Source organism: Candidatus Palauibacter sp., assembly GCF_965197445.1.
Classification (GTDB): Bacteria; Gemmatimonadota; Gemmatimonadetes; order Palauibacterales; family Palauibacteraceae; genus Palauibacter.
Map to the genome: position 1 here is coordinate 423,613 of NZ_CBDANE010000004.1, position 16,325 is coordinate 439,937.

Here is a 16,325-nt window from a genome sequence, read left to right on the forward strand (position 1 = left end):
GGTGGGAAACAACGGAGGGGAACCGGCGGGCGCTCCGGATCCGCTGGTCGAGCGGGACGTGCACGGCCTCCGCGCCGTCATCGATCGCGACCTGTGCGTGGGATTCGGGGACTGCATCGAGGAGGCTCCCGAGGCGTTCGACCTCGATGAGGATGGCGTCGCCGTGTTCACCACGCCCGAGCACACGTCGAAAAACCGCTTCGTTGAGGCGTGCGCCTCCTGCCCCGTCGACGCGATCACCGTCTTGGAGGACGGAGTCGAGATCGTTCCGTGACCCGCGTCGCCGGCGGGGTTCATCCCCTCGTGACCGCGCATGCCCTCGGGTACGCCTATCCGGATGGCCGCCGGGCCCTCCGTGATCTGTCGCTCGACGTGTCCGCCGGGGAGGTGCTCGGACTCCTGGGGCCCAACGGATCCGGCAAGTCCACCTTTCTCCGGCTCCTCGCCGGGGACGCCGCTCCCGGGATCCGCCGGGCGCCCGAGGTCGACAACCCGCGGGCGCGCTGGCTCGCAACCGATCAGCCGGTCTTCCGCCGGTGGCTGAGCGGCCGGGAGAACGCGGCTGCTCTTCTCGAGTTGCGCGGCGCGTCCGTTTCCGAAGCCCGCGCCACCGCGGCCGCCTGGCTCGCCCGTTTCGGGCTGGCCGACGACGCCGACCGACCGGCCGGCACGTATTCGAGCGGGATGCGGCGCCGTCTGGCCCTCGCCATCGCCTTCGGGGCGGCGCCGAGCCTGCTGCTCCTCGACGAGCCGCTGGCCGGACTCGACCCTGATGGCGCGGCGGTGCTCGCCACGGCGCTTTCCGGCCACCGGGCCGATGGGGGCACCTCCGTGCTTTCCGCGCATGATCCCGGCTTCGCGGCAGCCCATTGCGACCGTGTCGCGTTCATCGTCGACGGACGGTGCGAGGCGGCGGACACTCCCGCCCGGCTGCTTGCCCGCGTCGGGGTTCGGCCGCGCGTCGAAATCCACTTCGCCGAAGCCGGGCCAGAGGACCCCTCGGCACTCGAGGGGGTGCCGGACGGCGTACACTCGGCGATGTGGAGCGAACGCACCGTAACGCTTGAAGTCGAGGATCCGCGCCACGCACTTCCCGACACGCTGTCCTGGGTTCTGCGCGCCGGTCTCTCCGTGAATTCGGTCGACGTGCGAACCCCGACCCTCGCCGACGCCTTCCTCGTGCTCACGGGCCGGCGACTCGAGGAGGACGACCGGTGACCGTCTGGCGTCTCGCGTGGCGGTCGGCCCTCCGGCGGCGACGACTGTTTGTGTGGAACGTCGCCGTGCCACTCCTGCTCCTCACCCCGGTGGCCCTGAGCGAGGCGGCGGCCCCGCACCGGGTCGCCGTGTTCGGCGTGTTCCTCGTCTTCTTCGGGGCCTTCGGTTCCGCCATCCCGGCCGTCCGCGACGCACGCGACGGGTGGCTCGACGAAGTGCTCCGGACTGGATATCCGGCTCCCCGCTGGCTGCTCGAGCGTACGCTGGCCGGCACCGCGGTCGACGCGATACAGCTCGTCCCGGTGCTCCTGCTCCTGCTCGGGTCCGCCGGGGGTCTGCGAGCCACCCCTGTCGTCCTCCTCGGGGCCCTCGCCGCCCTCTGGTTCGCAAACCTGATCGGCCCCCTCGTCGCCGCCCTCGTGCGGTCGCTTGCCGAGGCGGCCCTCGCCTCCGCCGCCCTCTCCCTCCTCCTGCTGCACTTCGCAGGCTTCTTCCGCCTCCCCGTTCCCGGATGGACCGAGATTGCGGCCGCATGGAATCCATACACTCCGCTCCGGGCCGCGCTGGGCGCCGGAGTCGGCGGGGCGTCGGCCGACCCCGCGGCGTGGTTTCCGAGCTTTCTCGTCCTCCTCGTGGGCACCCTCGGAGCGGCAGCTTTCGCGGCCGAATGGAGCCGCCGTCTCCGCTGGCCGCGGACAGCGTAGAGCGGCGATCCGAAACCTGTGGATCGGCGTTTCACCGCGCCGTTCGGGGCGCGTTTGACTTTCCCCGTAGGCTCCCGCAACTTCTTGGCGCACAAGCGGGGGCCCGGACCTCCGGGCGATCCCGAGAACCTTTGAGCAGCGTCGCCGAAGTCCCTGTCCGTGGCCGATCTTCCTGGGTCGCGCGCGCCGGGATCGTACGGCTTGGCGAGACTGGCTCGAGCATCTTGAACCGGCCGTAGCACGCCAGCCTGCGGAGCGCCATGTACCGAGAGCTATTCGTCCCGGTCGATAACTCGCGCGAGTCGGACTGGGCCGTGGACCGGTCCATTGAGATCTGCGCCCACTCGGGCGGCCGGATCACCGGTTCACACGTCTACGCGGCTCGCCTCCACGACATCCGCTTCCGGCAGCTCGAGATCGGCCTCCCGGCCCAGTTCCAGGAACCCGCCGAAATCCGCCGCCAGCGGAAGATCCACGACAAGCTGATCGAGAAGGGCCTCCAGCTCATCTCCGACAGCTTCCTGGATCAACTCCACCGCCGCTGCGCCGACGCCGGTGTGACGATCACCCGACAGCTCCTCGAGGGCATCAACTACGAGGAGATCATCAACGAGGCCAACCGGGGCGGCGGACGCCTCCCGAGTCTCATCGGATTCGACCCCAACATCGCCCACAATTACGACGGGAGTGAGAAACAGCGCACCGACGTTCAGCTGGGCGAGGACGGTCGGCTGGTGGCGGAGGACGAAGAGCAGGAGGACAAGCTCGCCGGGAGTTCCGGGCGCGACTACGACCTGGTCGCGATTGGGGCCCACGGCCTCGGCCGCCAGGAACGCAGCCGCCTCGGCGGCGTGGTGGCCCGTGCCCTGCGGGGGATCGAGAAAGACGCGCTCATAGTCCGCCACGATCGCCCCCTCGAGGGCGGGAACTGGCTGGTCGGAGTGGACGGTTCGGCCTATGCCTACAAGGGGCTCAGGATCGCGCTCGAGATGGCCCGGGAGTACGGGGCGAAGCTCCACATCGGGAGCGCCTTCGACGTCCAGTACCACCACGTCGTGTTCAACAACATCAAGGACGTGCTCTCGGTCCAGGCCTCGAAGGTGTTCAAGTTCGAGGAGCAGGAAGAGCTCCATAACAACATCATCGACAAGGGCCTGCTGCGTCTCTGCAAGGCGAACATCAAGCGGGCCGAGGTGATGGCGAGCGAGTATCCCGAGGTCGAGGTCGAGACCCAGGTGCTCATCGGAAAGCCCTTCGACGTGTTGTTGAAGTGGGCCGAGGAAATCGACCCGTCTCTCCTCATCGTCGCGCGCCACGGCTCACACCGCATCGAGGGCACCGACATCGGCTCTCAGGCCGACAATCTGGTCAGTCTCGCGGACACGAATGTGCTCCTGATCGGGACCGAACACGTGCGGCCGGAAGAGATCCCCTGGATCGAGGAGGATGGCGAGGCCGGACTCGAGTGGGCGCCCGAGGCGGAAGTGAGGATCCTGCGCGTGCCGCCCTTTGCGCTCGGAATCGCGCGCAAGGCCGTCGAGGAGTTCGTGCTCGAACACTACGGACCCGGCAGCCGTTACGCGGCCGCGTTCGTGCCGAACCCGAAGGATGAGAAGAAATACCGCGCGGAGTCGAACGGGAGTGCGCCGACGGCCAACGTGACGGCCGAGATGGCCCGCGAGGCCCTTGCGGTCGGCGCGGCGCCCTCGATCGAGGAGGTCGGACAGGCCTCGAACGAAAAGCGCGCCGACGGATCGGGGCCCGAGGTGTGGAATCGGGACCAGCTCCCCGTCGTGACCAACGAGCGTCTGGACGAGGCGATCAAGAAACTCCTGCCGACCCACATGCAGCTCGTCATGGGCATCGGCGACGCAGAGGAACTCGCCCTCGCCGAGGTAAAGGCCGCTGAGGCGATGAAGCGGACCGTCGTCCAGACGAGCGACGACGATGTCTTCGACGCGCCGCTGCCGGTGATGGCGAAGTGTCCGGTCACCGACAACGAGATCCCGCGCGACCGCACCGCCGCGGACCCCGTTGCCTGGACCCGCGAGGCGTTCGAGCGCCTGGGCCGGGTGCCGCTGATCGCACGCCCGCTCGCGCGAAACACGGTCGAGCGCTTCGCCCGTGAACAGGACATGTGGCGCGTCACGACTCTCGTCATGGACGAGAACAAGGACGCGATGATCGCGGCCGACGAGTTCGATCTCGACACCATGCTCGTGATGTTCAACGAACTGAAGGCGAAGCAGGCCCGGGCCGAAGCCGCCGGCGTGGACGGCATGAGCGAGGAGATGAGGCGCTTCATCGAAGAGGCGAAGGCCTCCGGCGTGACGCGCTGTCCGATCCGCGATATCGAGCAGCAGGCCGCGGACTGTCCCGTGGACTTCAAGACGGTCTCGCCCGAGGACGCGCGCGCCGCCGTGGAGCGGTTCGCGGAGAAGGAACTGGGCGATGAAGGGGGTCGGGCCGACTCCGGGTCGGAGCAAGGGCCCCGCCCCGCGTGACTGGAGCTCCGCTGGGCGCGGAAGCCGTGGCGCAACGTTCTCCAGCCGCGCCCGGGGCGCTGTGGGACGGCGTGCCCGCCGCCGCGTCTCCGCGCGCCGCGCCCGATGTCGCCCTCCCGCACGTCATCGCCTGGAACCTCACTCGCCGCTGCAACCTCGCCTGCGCCCACTGCTACATCTCCGCCGGCTCGTGGCACGGCAGCGAGAACGAACTCGACACGGCCGCCTGCCGCGACGTCATCGATCAGATCGTCGACGTCAACCCATCACCCCTCCTCATCCTGAGCGGGGGCGAGCCGCTCGTCCGCTCCGACCTCGAGGAGATCGCGGCGTACGCCGCCTCGCGCGGCGCGACCGTGACGGTGGGGACGAACGGAACCGGACTCACCGACGAGCGCATTCGCTCGCTCATGGAGGCCGGGGTCCAGGGAGTGGCGCTGAGCGTCGACTCGCTGAACCCGCGCTATCACGACCGCTTCCGGCATGGGGAGGGAGCGCTGGAGGATACGCTCGCCGCCGTCGACCGTCTCTCGGCGCAGGGGCTCGACTTCCTCATCCAGTTCACGGTCACGCGCGGGAACCGCGACGAACTCGACGCGGTCGCGGCATGGGCGGATGACCGCGGCGCGGTATGTCTTAACGTCTACTTCCTCGTCGAGACCGGCAGGGGCGAAGGCATGCGCGGTCTCGCTCCGGAGGAGAACGATGAGATCGTGGTCCGGCTCTCCGAGCTGCAGCGCGAATACCGCGGCCGGCTCATGATCCGCTCCAAGTGCCAGCCACAGCTCATGCGCCACGTGCACGAGCGGGACCCGGAATCGCCGCTGCTCAACTACCGCACGCGCTGCCCGTGCGGCGTGCAGTACTGCCGCATCACCCCCGAGGGGAAGGTGACCCCCTGCCCGTATATGCCGGAGGTGGCCGGGGATCTGGCGACCTCGTCGTTCGGGGAGATCTGGCGCGAGGCGACGGTCTTCCGCCTGCTGCGCGAGGGCGAGCTGGGCGGCAAGTGCGGACGCTGCGAGTACCGCGCGCTATGCGGCGGCTGCCGGGCGCGCGCCTACGCGGTGGACGGCGATCTGCTCGGACCCGATCCGGCCTGTGCCTATGAACCGGCGCCCGGGATCGCAGAGGCCATCCCGCCACGCCATGAGGTGACCTACGGGTCCCCCGCCGAACTCCGGCTTCCCTGGAGCGTGGAAGCCGACGCGCGGCTCAACGCCATCCCCAGCTTCGTGCGCGGGGTCGTGGCCGGGAGGGTGGAGAAGTTCGCTCGCGAGCGCGGGCACTCCGAAGTGACCCTCGACGTGATGACCGAAGTCCGCCGCGCCATGCCGGTGGACTTTTCGAAGCGGATGCCCTTCTTCGCCCGGAGCCGGCGGAGCGCGGGGCGGGGAGAGAAGCGATGAAGCTCGACCGGGCCCGAGAGCTCGCGCCCGACGGCGGGCGGTGGCGCTGGCTGAGCCGCGGGGCGGTACTGGCCGTCCTCGCGCTCGCGGTGGCGCTACCGCTCCTCGCGCAGGCGCCGGGGCCCGATTACGGCGAATTCAACTTCCTGGGTCTCGACCGGCGGGGCGCGGTATGGATCGCGGCCCAGCTCCACCTCCTGTTCGCCGCCTTCGTGCTCGGCGTGCCGATGTTCGCGGTCGTCATCGAGGCGATCGGCATCTTCGGCGGAGACAGGAAGTACGACAAACTCGCCAAGGAGTTCACGCGCCTTCTGCTCGTGGCCTACAGCGCGACCGCAATCTGGGGCGCGATCCTCGTCTTCTTCCTCTCCACCCTCTATCCGCGCTTCTGGGCCTACCTGACGGCCGTCTTCGCTCCGTCGATGTGGGTGTACGCGGGCATGTTCTTCCTCGAGTCCTTCACGCTCTACCTGTACTACTACGGGTGGGACGCGTGGAAGAAGGGCGCGGCGAAGAAGGCCCACTGGTGCCTGGGGATCATGCTGAACGTGTGGGGCACGATCGTCATGTTCATCGCGAACGGGTGGCTCACCTACATGATGAGCCCGCCGGCGGATCTCACCGTGGACACGGCCCCCCAGACCGTCCAGCTGTGGAGCGCGATCAACAACGCGACCTGGATGCCGATCAACGTCCACCGGCTCCTGGCCAACGTCGTCTTCGGCGGCGCGATCGTCGGCGCCTATGCGGCGTACCGGTTCCTCACGAGCAAGACTGACGAAGAGCGGGCCCACTACGACTGGATGGGCTACACCGGCAACCTGATCGCGATCGGCGCGCTCATCGTCCTCCCCTTCGCCGGATACTACCTCGGACGCGAGATCTACGAGTTCAGCCAGCAGATGGGGATCACCATGATGGGTGGGTTCATGAGCTGGCTCTGGATCATCCAGGCCTTCCTCATCGGCATCCTCTTCCTCGCGGGCAACTACTACCTGTGGATCGGGATGGGGAGGATCCCGGGCGCGGAGCGCTTCCAGCCCTACATCAAGTGGATGCTCCTCGTGCTCGTCCTCGGCGTGATCGTGTGGGCCACGCCGAACACGATGATCGCCGACCGCGACGAGATCGCGGCCATGGGCGGGATCCGGCACCCGTTCCTGCAGGTGCTGGGCGTGATGAGCGCCAAGAACACCGCCGTGAACCTGATGATCCTGACGACGTTCCTGTCGTTTCTGATGTATCGGCGGGCGAACAAGGATCCGGTGGTGCCATGGGTGCGCGCCGGAACCATGCTGCAGGGCGCGGCCTTCGCGGTCGCCGCGATCGTGGTCGTCTTCTACGGGGTGTATGGCTATTTCGTGACCGCGATCGTGCGCATCGGGTTCTCGGTCTACCAGGTCCTGGCGGTGCTGGCGACGATCCTGTTCGTGATCGGCCTCGACATGGTGATGCTCCGCGGCGCGAAGTCCCGGGGCGAGATCCGCTGGGGGCAGATGCCCGAACGGTCGCAGTACGCGCTGCTCATCCTCGCCGTGACGTTCACCTGGCTCATGGGGCTCATGGGCTTCGCCCGCAGCGGGATCCGGCAGCACTGGCACGTCTACGAGGTCATCCGCGACACGAGCGAGCAGGCATTCACGCCGGCGCTCGGCCCGGCGGCGACGATGATCAGCATCTGCGTGATCATCTTCTTCGTGCTCGTCGGGTTCATCTTCTGGCTCGGCGGTCTGGCCGAACGGTCCGTCTACCAGGACAGGCGAGGATAGATGACGAACCTGAAGATCCTGTTCACGGTCGTGGCGACGCTGGCGGTGTTCACCTTCGTGGCGAACGTGATCCCGCAGGTGCAGTCGGCGGTGCCCGAGGAGATCGTGCTGCGCGCGGATATGGCACCCGAGGAACTGGCGGCGATCGGCGAGGACATCTACGCCGGGGTCGGCGGCTGCACGGCGTGTCACGGGCTCGGCACCCGTGCCCCGGACGTTGTCGGCGTGGCCGGCAGCGTGTGCGCGACGCGTGTGGAAGGGCAGAGCTGCAAGGACTACCTGTGGGAGTCGCTGACGAACCCGCTCGCCTACATCGTGGAGGGCTTCGAGCCCATCATGCTCGACCAGAGCCGCATCCTGTCGCAGGCGGAACTGTGGACGCTCGTCGCCTTCCTTGAGGCGCAGGGCGGCGAGATCACCGTGAACGCGGACGATTTCGCGGCGGCGCTGGCCGACGACGACGCGGCCGCGGCCGCGCCCGCGGCGCCGGTCGTGACGGACCCGAGTCAGGTGGACGTGATGGCGGTGATCACCCTGACGGGTTGCCTCGCCTGCCACGCCCTGGGCGGGCAGGGCGGGATGGTCGCGCCGCCGTTCGAGGAGCTTCAGGGCCAGGATCCCGCGTTCATCCGGGAGAGCATTGTCGACCCGAACGCGAGCATCAACGAGGACTACCGGGACTTTGCCGGTACCATGTCGCCGACGCTGGCTCAGATGATGGCACCCGCGGAACTCGACGCTCTGGTGGACTTCCTGGCGACGGGAGAGGGCGCCGGCCCCGCGGAGGGTGCGGGTGAGACCCCGGACGCCGCTCCGGACAGCACCGCGGCACCGGCCGACAGCACGGGAGGGAGCCGATGAGACGATTTCTGGCCCATCCGTTCTGGCAGGGCGCCATCGTCGTGGTGGGGTCCTATGTCGTGCTCAAGTACGTGATCGGGTACGTCCTCCCCGTGATCGGCGTCGCGAGCGCCCCGGTGCCGAGTTCCGTGATCCTCGAGTACATGCTCATCGTGCTCGTGGGCACCCTTCTCTACATGAGCGCGGACGAGGAGCGCTGGAGGAACTTCCGCGCGCCGATACGCGCCGCGATGGTGGACCGGCACCGGAAGACGCTGCGCGGGATCCTCATGGTGGCCTTCCCGGCGATGGCCGGCTGGCTCGCCTACCAGAACGTCAAGCCGAGCTACGCGGCGCCGGCCACGCTGCGCTCGATCCACCCCGCGCCCCCGAACCAGATCACCTTCCGCGGCGTGTCCATGGAGCTGACGGGCCTGGAGAATCCCCTCCGCGCGGAGGGTTCCATGGAAGAGCACCTGCAGGTCGGAAAGGAGGTGTACGTCCGCAACTGCGTGCCCTGCCACGGAGACCTGCTCGACGGCCAGGGCCACTACGCCCACGCCTTCAACCCGGTGCCCGCCGACTTCACCAGTTCGGGCGCCCTGCCGCAGCTGACGGAGAGCTTCGTCTTCTGGCGTATCGCCAAGGGCGGCCCCGGCCTGCCGCGCGAGGGGACGCCGTGGGATTCCGCCATGCCGGCCTGGGAACCGATCCTCGAGGAGAATGAGATCTGGGCGGCCATCCTCTATCTCTACGAGCAGTCGGGCTACACGCCGCGGACGTGGGAGGAAGAAGGGGAAGGGGGCCACGAATGAGGGCCCTGCGCCGTACGTCCATCGTTCTGCTGGCGTTCGTCGCCAGCGGGGTGGTGGCGCTCGCGGGGCAGGAAGATGCGGCCGCCGCGGGCAAGGTCGTCTACGAGCGCTGGTGTGTGGAGTGCCACGGGGCGACGGGACAAGGGGACGGCTCGGCGGCCACGTCCATGCTGCCGCGACCCCGCGACTTTATCCAGGCCCTCTACCAGGTCCGGACGACCGGGAGCGGGCAACTCCCGACGGACGCGGACATGCGGGCCGCGATCGAAAACGGGCTCCCCGGTACGACGATGCCCGGCTGGCCCAACCTTGGCGATTCGGAGATCGACGACCTCGTTGTCTATCTCAAGAGCTTCTCGCGGTTCTTCAGCCAGGGCCCTGCGCCCCAGCCGCTGGACTTCGGATCGGACCCCGGCGGCGGTCCCGCGGCGCTCGAGGCGGGCGCGGCGGCGTACCTCACCATGCTGTGCGAGGAATGCCACGGCCTGTCGGGACGCGGCGACGGCACGTCGGCGCCCACGCTGGAGGACTGGCGCGGTCTCCCCATTCGCGCGGCCGACCTCACCGAGGCATGGGTCTTGAACGGCGGCAGCAGCGTCGAGGACCTGCACACCAGGATGCTGACCGGGCTGGACGGAACCCCGATGCCATCGGCGATCGACGCCATGAACTCGGGCGTCGTGTCCCCGGACGAGGTCTGGCAGCTGGCGCACTACCTCGCCTCGATGGGCCCGCGCGAGATGCCCACGCTGCGCGACGTGATCCGAGTCGGACGCGCCGAGGGCGGGCTCCCCGCGGATGGCGCCGAGGAGGCATGGGCCGGCGTGGAAGCCTTCTACTTCCCCCTCTCGGGCCAGATCATCCAGGTGCCGCGCAACTTCGCGCCGACGGTGGACGGCCTCTGGGTGCAGGGTCTCCATGACGGCAACGACGTCGCGCTGCGCGTCCAGTGGAACGACCCGTCCCGGAGCCCGGATCCGAGCTGGGACGAGTGGCAGAACAAGATCACGGCTTCGCTCGACCTCGACGGCGCCGACCCGATCGTGCCGGACAGCGCCGACGGGTCCCTGGTGCGGCCGCCCGACGCCGTGCTCCTCCAGTTCCCGTTCGAACCGCCGGAGGGCACGGACCGCCCCTACTTCCTGATGGGGGACACGCGGAACCCGGTCTACCTGTGGACGTGGAGTTCGGAGGCCGGGGCGGGCGCCGGGCGGGGCAGGGGGCTCGATTCGGTCGAACCGCTCGCCGAAGATCCGGTGCGCGGTGAAGCGACCTGGGAGGAGGGGCGGTGGACGCTCTATATCCGTCGTTCGATCGAGGTCGAGAGCGAGGGCCTGGACTTCACGGAGGGGGTGCCCATGCCCATCGCTTTCCAGGCGTGGGACGGCTCGAGCGCCGAGGTCGGAAAGCGGAGTTCGGTGAGCACATGGTACTACGTTCTCCTCGAACCACCGGCGTCCAGCACCGTAGTCGTTACGCCGTTGCTGGCCATGCTCTTGACGGGGGCCTTCGGTCTGGTTCTCGTGCGCCGGGCGCAGGATCGAGGGAGGGAGTGACGACGGCGCCTTCGATAGCAACTTCGATGGCAATCACGCAGAGTTTCTCATACGGAGGTAAGTCTATGCGATCGCATTTCTTGACCCGTTCGGCGGCCTTCATGGCCATCGCGGCGATGGCCGCGTGCGGCGGCGGAGGCGGCGGTTCGTCGGAAGGCGCGGCGGACGATGCGGGCGAAGCGGCCCCGGCCGGCGCGGCGGTGGATCCGTCGACCGTCGGCACCATTACAGGCATGGCGAACTTCGCGGGCATGGTCCCGGCGATGGAAGCCATCGACATGTCGGCCGAAGAGGACTGTGCCGCCGGCTATGGCGCGGATGGCCCCATGAACCAGATGGTGATGGTGTCCGCGGGCGGCGGCCTCGCCAACGTGTTCGTGTACCTGAGCGAGGGCGTCTCAGGGGCGCCGGCCGCCTCCGGTCCCGCGATGCTCGACCAGTCCAACTGCCGCTACTCGCCGCACGTCCTCGGCGTGCAGAGCGGCCAGGACATCGAGATCACGAACAGCGACAACCTGCTGCACAACATCAACGCCACCCCGACCGAGAACCGCGGCTTCAACATCAGCCAGCCTCGCGCGGGGATCACGAGCACCCAGCGCTTCCAGATGGCCGAGGTGATGGTGCCCGTGCGCTGCGACGTGCACGGCTGGATGCAGGCGTACATCGGCGTCGTCGACCACCCGTACTTCGGAGTCTCCGGTTCCGATGGCGGCTACACGATCTCCAACGTTCCCGCCGGCGACTACACCCTGACGGCGTGGCACGAGGAGTTCGGCACGATGACGGCGAGCGTGACCGTGACGGCCGGCGGCATGAGCGAAGTCTCGTTCGACTACAACTCCGACATGATGGGTGCCAACGTCCCGATGGGTGAGACGCTCGTCATCGGACACGGCACGAATCGTATCCGGGTCGAGCGCACACAGTAGCGCGAAGGGCGGACCCCGGCGGCCGAAGCGCCGCCGGGGCCCCCCTCGCTCACCCGAAGCTGACCTGGAAGGAGAGAACTCGTGGATTGGGCTTTGCCCCCGAACTACTCGACACAGGGCATCGTGATCGACCAGCTGTTCTGGATCATCCTCGTCATCACCGGGATCGCGTTCATCCTGGTGGAGGGCGGCATCCTCTGGTTCTGTCTCAAGTACCGGGGACGCGAGGGCGCCAGGGCACATTACACGCACGGCTCGAACCGTCTGGAGGTGATCTGGACGGTCGTACCGGCGATCATCATCGCGATCCTCGGCGTCTACTCCGCCGCGGTCTGGCAGGACATCAAGTCGCAGTCCAACCGCCCGCAGGACGCGCTCCAGTTTCTGGTCGTCGGCAAGCAGTACGAATGGAACATCACGTACCCCGGCCCCGACAGGAAAGTCCGTTGCCCCCCCGACCCTGAAGATCCCGACCGCGACCCCTGCCGAGCCGACAACTTCATCGTACGCAACCAGTTCCATTTCCCTGCGAACGAGATGGTCACCGTCCTCCTGGAATCGGAGGATGTGATCCACTCCTTCTTCATCCCGGAACTCCGCGTGAAACAGGACGCGGTACCGGGCATGACGATCCCGATCTGGTTCGATTCGACCCAGCCGGGGGACTTCGAGATCGCGTGCGCCGAGCTGTGTGGCCTGGGCCACTACTACATGCAGGCGAGCGTGACCGTGCACAGCGCGGCGGACTTCGATGCCTGGTTGGCCGGCCAGGCGACCGCCCAGTGATCGAGAAAGGCTGATATGGCGACGATCATCGCGGAGGCGACCGGGCAGGCGATCCTGCACGAAGAGCACGAGCAGTCGTTCCTGCGCAAGTACCTGTTCTCGACCGACCACAAGGTCATCGCGATCCAGTTCCTGTTCTACACGCTGTTCTTCCTCATGATCGGCGGACTGCTCGCGATGCTGATGCGATACCAGATCGCGTGGCCGGCGCGGGGCCAGCTGCCGCTGGGCGGGATTTTCCCCGAGAGCATGGTGACGAGCGGGTACATTCTGCCGGAGTTCTACAACTCGCTTGTCACGATGCACGGCTCGGTGATGGTGTTCCTCGCCATCATGCCGATGCTGGTGGGCGTGTGGGCGAACTACCTGATCCCGCTGCAACTGGGGACGCACGACATGGCGTTCCCGCGGCTCAATATGCTCTCCTTCTGGGCGATGGTGCCGGCGGGCATCCTGACATTGGCCAGCTTCTTCGTGGTGGGAGGCGCGGCGGGAGCCGGCTGGACGCTGTACGCGCCGCTGAGCGCGCGTCCCGACCTCTCGGGCGTCGCGCTGGGCCAGATCATGTGGCTGGCGGCCCTCGTCTTCGTCGGCCTGTCGTCGATTCTGGGGTCGGTCAACTACATCACGACGGTGATCAACCTGCGCGCCCCCGGGATGACCTGGATGCGCATGCCGCTCACCATTTGGGCCCTCTTCATCACGGCGATCCTGGCCCTGCTCGCCATGCCGGTGCTGTCGGCCGCCGGGATCATGCTCATCTTCGACCAGACGATCGGCACGAGCTTCTTCCTCCCCGAGGGGGGCGGACAGCCGCTGCTCTGGCAGCACCTATTCTGGTTCTTCGGTCACCCGGAAGTCTACATCCTCATCCTCCCGGCCATGGGCTTCACCTCGGAGATCCTCTCGGTGGGCTCGCGGAAACCGGTGTTCGGCTACAAGGCGATGGTGCTGGCGCTCGCATCGATCGCCTTCCTCGGCTTCATCGTGTGGGGTCACCACATGTTCCAGAGCGGGATGAACCCGACGCTGGGACTGACCTTCACGGTCTCGACGCTCTTGATCGCCGTGCCCTCGGCGATCAAGACGTTCAACTGGATGGGCACGATGTGGCGCGGGAACCTCCAGCTCCACTCGGCCATGCTGTTCGCGATCGGATTCGTCGCGATGTTCGCGATCGGGGGACTGTCGGGCGTGTTCATGGCCTCGACGCCGGTCGATATCTACATCCACGACACCTACTTCATCGTGGCCCACATTCACTATGTGCTCTTCGGCGGGAGTCTGTTCGCCCTCTTCGGCGCGATCTACTTCTGGTATCCGAAGATGTTCGGCCGGATGATGAACGAGACGATGGGCAAGATCCACTTCTGGCTCACGTTCATCTTCTTCAACCTCGTCTTCTTCCCCATGCACGGCGTGGGGATGGTCGGAATGATGCGGCGCATTTACGACTCCACGGGCTACGCACACCTGCAGGGGATCGAGGACACGAACGCGCTCATCTCGTGGTCGGCGTTCATACTCTTCGCCTCCGGCTTCCTGTTCGCGTTCAACTTCTTCTGGAGCCTGAAGAAGGGCAAAGAGGCCGGGGCGAACCCCTGGAACGCGACCACGCTGGAGTGGCAGACGCCGTCGCCGCCCAAGCACGGCAACTGGGAGGAAATCCCGGTCGTCTATCACGGGCCGCACGAGTACAGTCATCCCGATATCGAGGACAAGGACTGGCTGGCGCAGAATGAACGGCCGGACGTGATGAGTCCCGCCGAGGGCAGCCACTAAGAGCTACGGATAGCCCACAACAGAGAAGGGAACTGACGATATGGCGCACGCCGCGACCGCAGGCCGGGTCCCCGAGCCGGGAATCGAGGTCTACACCCAGAAAGTCGGGATGTGGGTGTTTCTGTGCTCGGAGGTGATGTTCTTCGCGGGCCTCATCGGCTCGTACGTCGTCCTGCGCTTCGGAGCCGCCGACACATGGGGGGAGCCCGGAACCGTACTCAACGTCCCCGTGACCGCGGTGAATACCTTCATCCTCGTCTGCAGTTCGGTGACGATGGTGAAGGCGTTCGCGCACGCCCAGGCGGGGAACCAGCGGGGGATCAGAATCTTCCTCCTCGCGACGACCCTGCTGGGGGCGCTGTTCCTGGGCGTCCAGGTCTATGAATACACCGAACTGGTGCTGCACAGCTCATGGGAAGGAAGCCATGGGTTCACCCCGTCGGCGGGACTCTATGGGGCCACGTTCTTCACGATGACGGGCTTCCACGGATTCCACGTCCTGCTCGGCGTGATCTGTCTTGCGTGGGCCACGATCCGGGCCTTCAGGGGCCACTGGGGCGCGGACAATACGCACGGGATCGAAGTGCTCGGCCTGTACTGGCACTTCGTGGACCTCGTCTGGATCATCCTGTTCACGATCGTATATCTGATCTAGCGGCTTGCGACCGAGAACCTACGGAGCGAACGAATGAGTGAAGCTGGAGCGCACGCGGCCGACGCCGCGGACGATCACGGGCACGCACACCCGAAGTACATGCTCATCTGGCTGTATCTGTTCATCCTCACGGTTCTCGAGGTGTTCGTGGCCTTCCTCGGAATCCCCAAGTGGATGATTGTCGTATCGCTGCTCATCATGGCGGTGTGGAAGGCGCTGCTCGTGGCCCTTTACTACATGCATCTGAAGTTCGAACCCAACCGACTGCGGCTGGTGGCGCTGGCGCCCCTGCCGGCGGTGGCCATCATGATCGTCACGATCATGATGGAGTACGTCTAGCAGTCCGTGGTGAAACCCCGCGACGCTCGAATGCAGCGGGGTTCTTGCCACGGGCTGCTGGCCCGCTCGAACTCCGCGTTGGAAGCCAAGAGCATCCCGGGGGCCCGCGGGATACCGCTCGGCGAAGTCGCGGAGCGAGCCGCTCCGTTGCGCGCGCCCTTCCGGTGCTATCTCGAACTGACCAAACCCCGGATCACGGCGCTCGTGCTCGTCAGCGCGGCGGCCGGTTTCCTTCTGGGCGCCGCGAGCTTCGACGTCGCCGTCTTCGCGCATACGATGTTCGGGATCGCGCTCGTCGCGGCCGGCACGAGCGCGATGAACCAGGTGCTGGAACGGGATGTGGACGCGCTCATGCGGCGAACGCGCTCGCGGCCGCTGCCGGCGGGCCGCATCGGGACGCTGCCCGCGGCCGTTTTCTCGGGTGTCCTGGCGGCGGCGGGTATCGCGTGGCTTGGGGTGACGGTCAATCTCATCACGGCCGTGCTCGCCGCTCTCACCTTCATCTCCTACGACTTCGTCTACACGCCTCTGAAGCGGGTGCACTCGCTGTCGACCGTGATCGGCGCGGTGCCCGGGGCGCTGCCGATTCTCGGCGGCTGGACGGCCGCCACCGGCGCACTGGGGCCCGGGGGCTGGGCTCTGTTCGGGATCCTCTTTGTCTGGCAACTGCCTCATTTTCTCGCGCTGGCGTGGCTGCTGCGCGATGACTACGAGGCGGCGGGCCTCCGCATGCTCTCCGTCGGCGACCCGCGCGGGCGTCAGACGCGGCGCCAGACGCTGCTCTATACGCTCACCCTGATCCCGGTGAGCCTGATGCCCAGCGTGCTCGGTCTCGCCGGTCCCGTCTATTTCGTGGGCGCGCTCGGGCTCGGAGGCGCTTTCCTGTGGGCGGCGCTCCAGTTCGGGCGCGAGGCCTCGGGCCCCCGGGCCCGACGTTTGTTCCGGGCCTCGATCCTGTATCTTCCCTTACTCATGGCCATCCTCGTGATGGACAAGGTTTGAGGATCCGTCGAACG

Annotated in this window: 15 protein-coding genes; all 15 read left to right on the plus strand. The window is 67.3% G+C overall.

What is annotated here, in order from left to right:
• The first annotated feature begins 1 nt into the window (after position 1).
• The 15 genes from ACN9M6_RS05715 (at position 2) to cyoE (ending at position 16,311) form a co-directional block, all read left to right on the plus strand.
• Positions 2-274 (plus strand): ferredoxin, encoded by a 273-nt coding sequence (locus tag ACN9M6_RS05715; RefSeq protein WP_419161952.1) that lies wholly within the window; start codon positions 2-4, stop codon positions 272-274.
• Positions 271-1,218: an ATP-binding cassette domain-containing protein gene (locus tag ACN9M6_RS05720; protein ID WP_419161953.1), complete on the plus strand. Its 948-nt coding sequence runs from the start codon at positions 271-273 to the stop codon at positions 1,216-1,218. Before ACN9M6_RS05715 ends, ACN9M6_RS05720 begins: the two co-directional genes overlap by 4 nt.
• On the plus strand, positions 1,215-1,922 hold the full coding sequence (locus ACN9M6_RS05725) for an ABC transporter permease (RefSeq protein ID WP_419161954.1): 708 nt from the start codon (positions 1,215-1,217) through the stop codon (positions 1,920-1,922). The genes ACN9M6_RS05720 and ACN9M6_RS05725 overlap by 4 nt, the downstream gene beginning before the upstream one ends.
• Positions 1,923-2,182: 260 nt before the next feature.
• Positions 2,183-4,426: a universal stress protein gene (locus ACN9M6_RS05730; RefSeq protein WP_419161955.1), complete on the plus strand. Its 2,244-nt coding sequence runs from the start codon at positions 2,183-2,185 to the stop codon at positions 4,424-4,426.
• A 26-nt stretch (positions 4,427-4,452) separates the two neighbouring features.
• On the plus strand, positions 4,453-5,835 hold the full coding sequence (locus ACN9M6_RS05735; RefSeq protein WP_419161956.1) for a radical SAM protein: 1,383 nt from the start codon (positions 4,453-4,455) through the stop codon (positions 5,833-5,835).
• Complete coding sequence (locus tag ACN9M6_RS05740) at positions 5,832-7,604, plus strand: cytochrome ubiquinol oxidase subunit I (RefSeq protein ID WP_419161957.1); 1,773 nt, start codon at positions 5,832-5,834, stop codon at positions 7,602-7,604. The genes ACN9M6_RS05735 and ACN9M6_RS05740 overlap by 4 nt, the downstream gene beginning before the upstream one ends.
• Positions 7,605-8,465: a c-type cytochrome gene (locus ACN9M6_RS05745; protein ID WP_419161958.1), complete on the plus strand. Its 861-nt coding sequence runs from the start codon at positions 7,605-7,607 to the stop codon at positions 8,463-8,465.
• Positions 8,462-9,259, plus strand: a complete 798-nt coding sequence (locus tag ACN9M6_RS05750) for a c-type cytochrome (protein ID WP_419161959.1) — start codon at positions 8,462-8,464, stop codon at positions 9,257-9,259. The genes ACN9M6_RS05745 and ACN9M6_RS05750 overlap by 4 nt, the downstream gene beginning before the upstream one ends.
• Positions 9,256-10,815, plus strand: a complete 1,560-nt coding sequence (locus ACN9M6_RS05755; RefSeq protein ID WP_419161960.1) for a c-type cytochrome — start codon at positions 9,256-9,258, stop codon at positions 10,813-10,815. Before ACN9M6_RS05750 ends, ACN9M6_RS05755 begins: the two co-directional genes overlap by 4 nt.
• A gap of 65 nt (positions 10,816-10,880) precedes the next feature.
• Positions 10,881-11,747, plus strand: coding sequence for a carboxypeptidase regulatory-like domain-containing protein (locus ACN9M6_RS05760; RefSeq protein ID WP_419161961.1), 867 nt, complete (start codon positions 10,881-10,883; stop codon positions 11,745-11,747).
• An 81-nt stretch (positions 11,748-11,828) separates the two neighbouring features.
• A complete protein-coding gene (coxB, locus tag ACN9M6_RS05765) occupies positions 11,829-12,533 on the plus strand; it encodes a cytochrome c oxidase subunit II (protein WP_419161962.1) in 705 nt (234 codons plus the stop codon).
• A 15-nt stretch (positions 12,534-12,548) separates the two neighbouring features.
• A complete protein-coding gene (locus ACN9M6_RS05770) occupies positions 12,549-14,315 on the plus strand; it encodes a cytochrome c oxidase subunit I (protein ID WP_419161963.1) in 1,767 nt (588 codons plus the stop codon).
• 40 nt (positions 14,316-14,355) lie between these two features.
• Positions 14,356-14,970, plus strand: a complete 615-nt coding sequence (locus tag ACN9M6_RS05775) for a cytochrome c oxidase subunit 3 (RefSeq protein WP_419161964.1) — start codon at positions 14,356-14,358, stop codon at positions 14,968-14,970.
• A 33-nt stretch (positions 14,971-15,003) separates the two neighbouring features.
• Positions 15,004-15,309 (plus strand): cytochrome C oxidase subunit IV family protein, encoded by a 306-nt coding sequence (locus ACN9M6_RS05780; protein WP_419161965.1) that lies wholly within the window; start codon positions 15,004-15,006, stop codon positions 15,307-15,309.
• 6 nt (positions 15,310-15,315) lie between these two features.
• Complete coding sequence (gene cyoE / locus ACN9M6_RS05785) at positions 15,316-16,311, plus strand: heme o synthase (RefSeq protein WP_419161966.1); 996 nt, start codon at positions 15,316-15,318, stop codon at positions 16,309-16,311.
• The last annotated feature ends 14 nt before the right edge of the window (positions 16,312-16,325 follow it).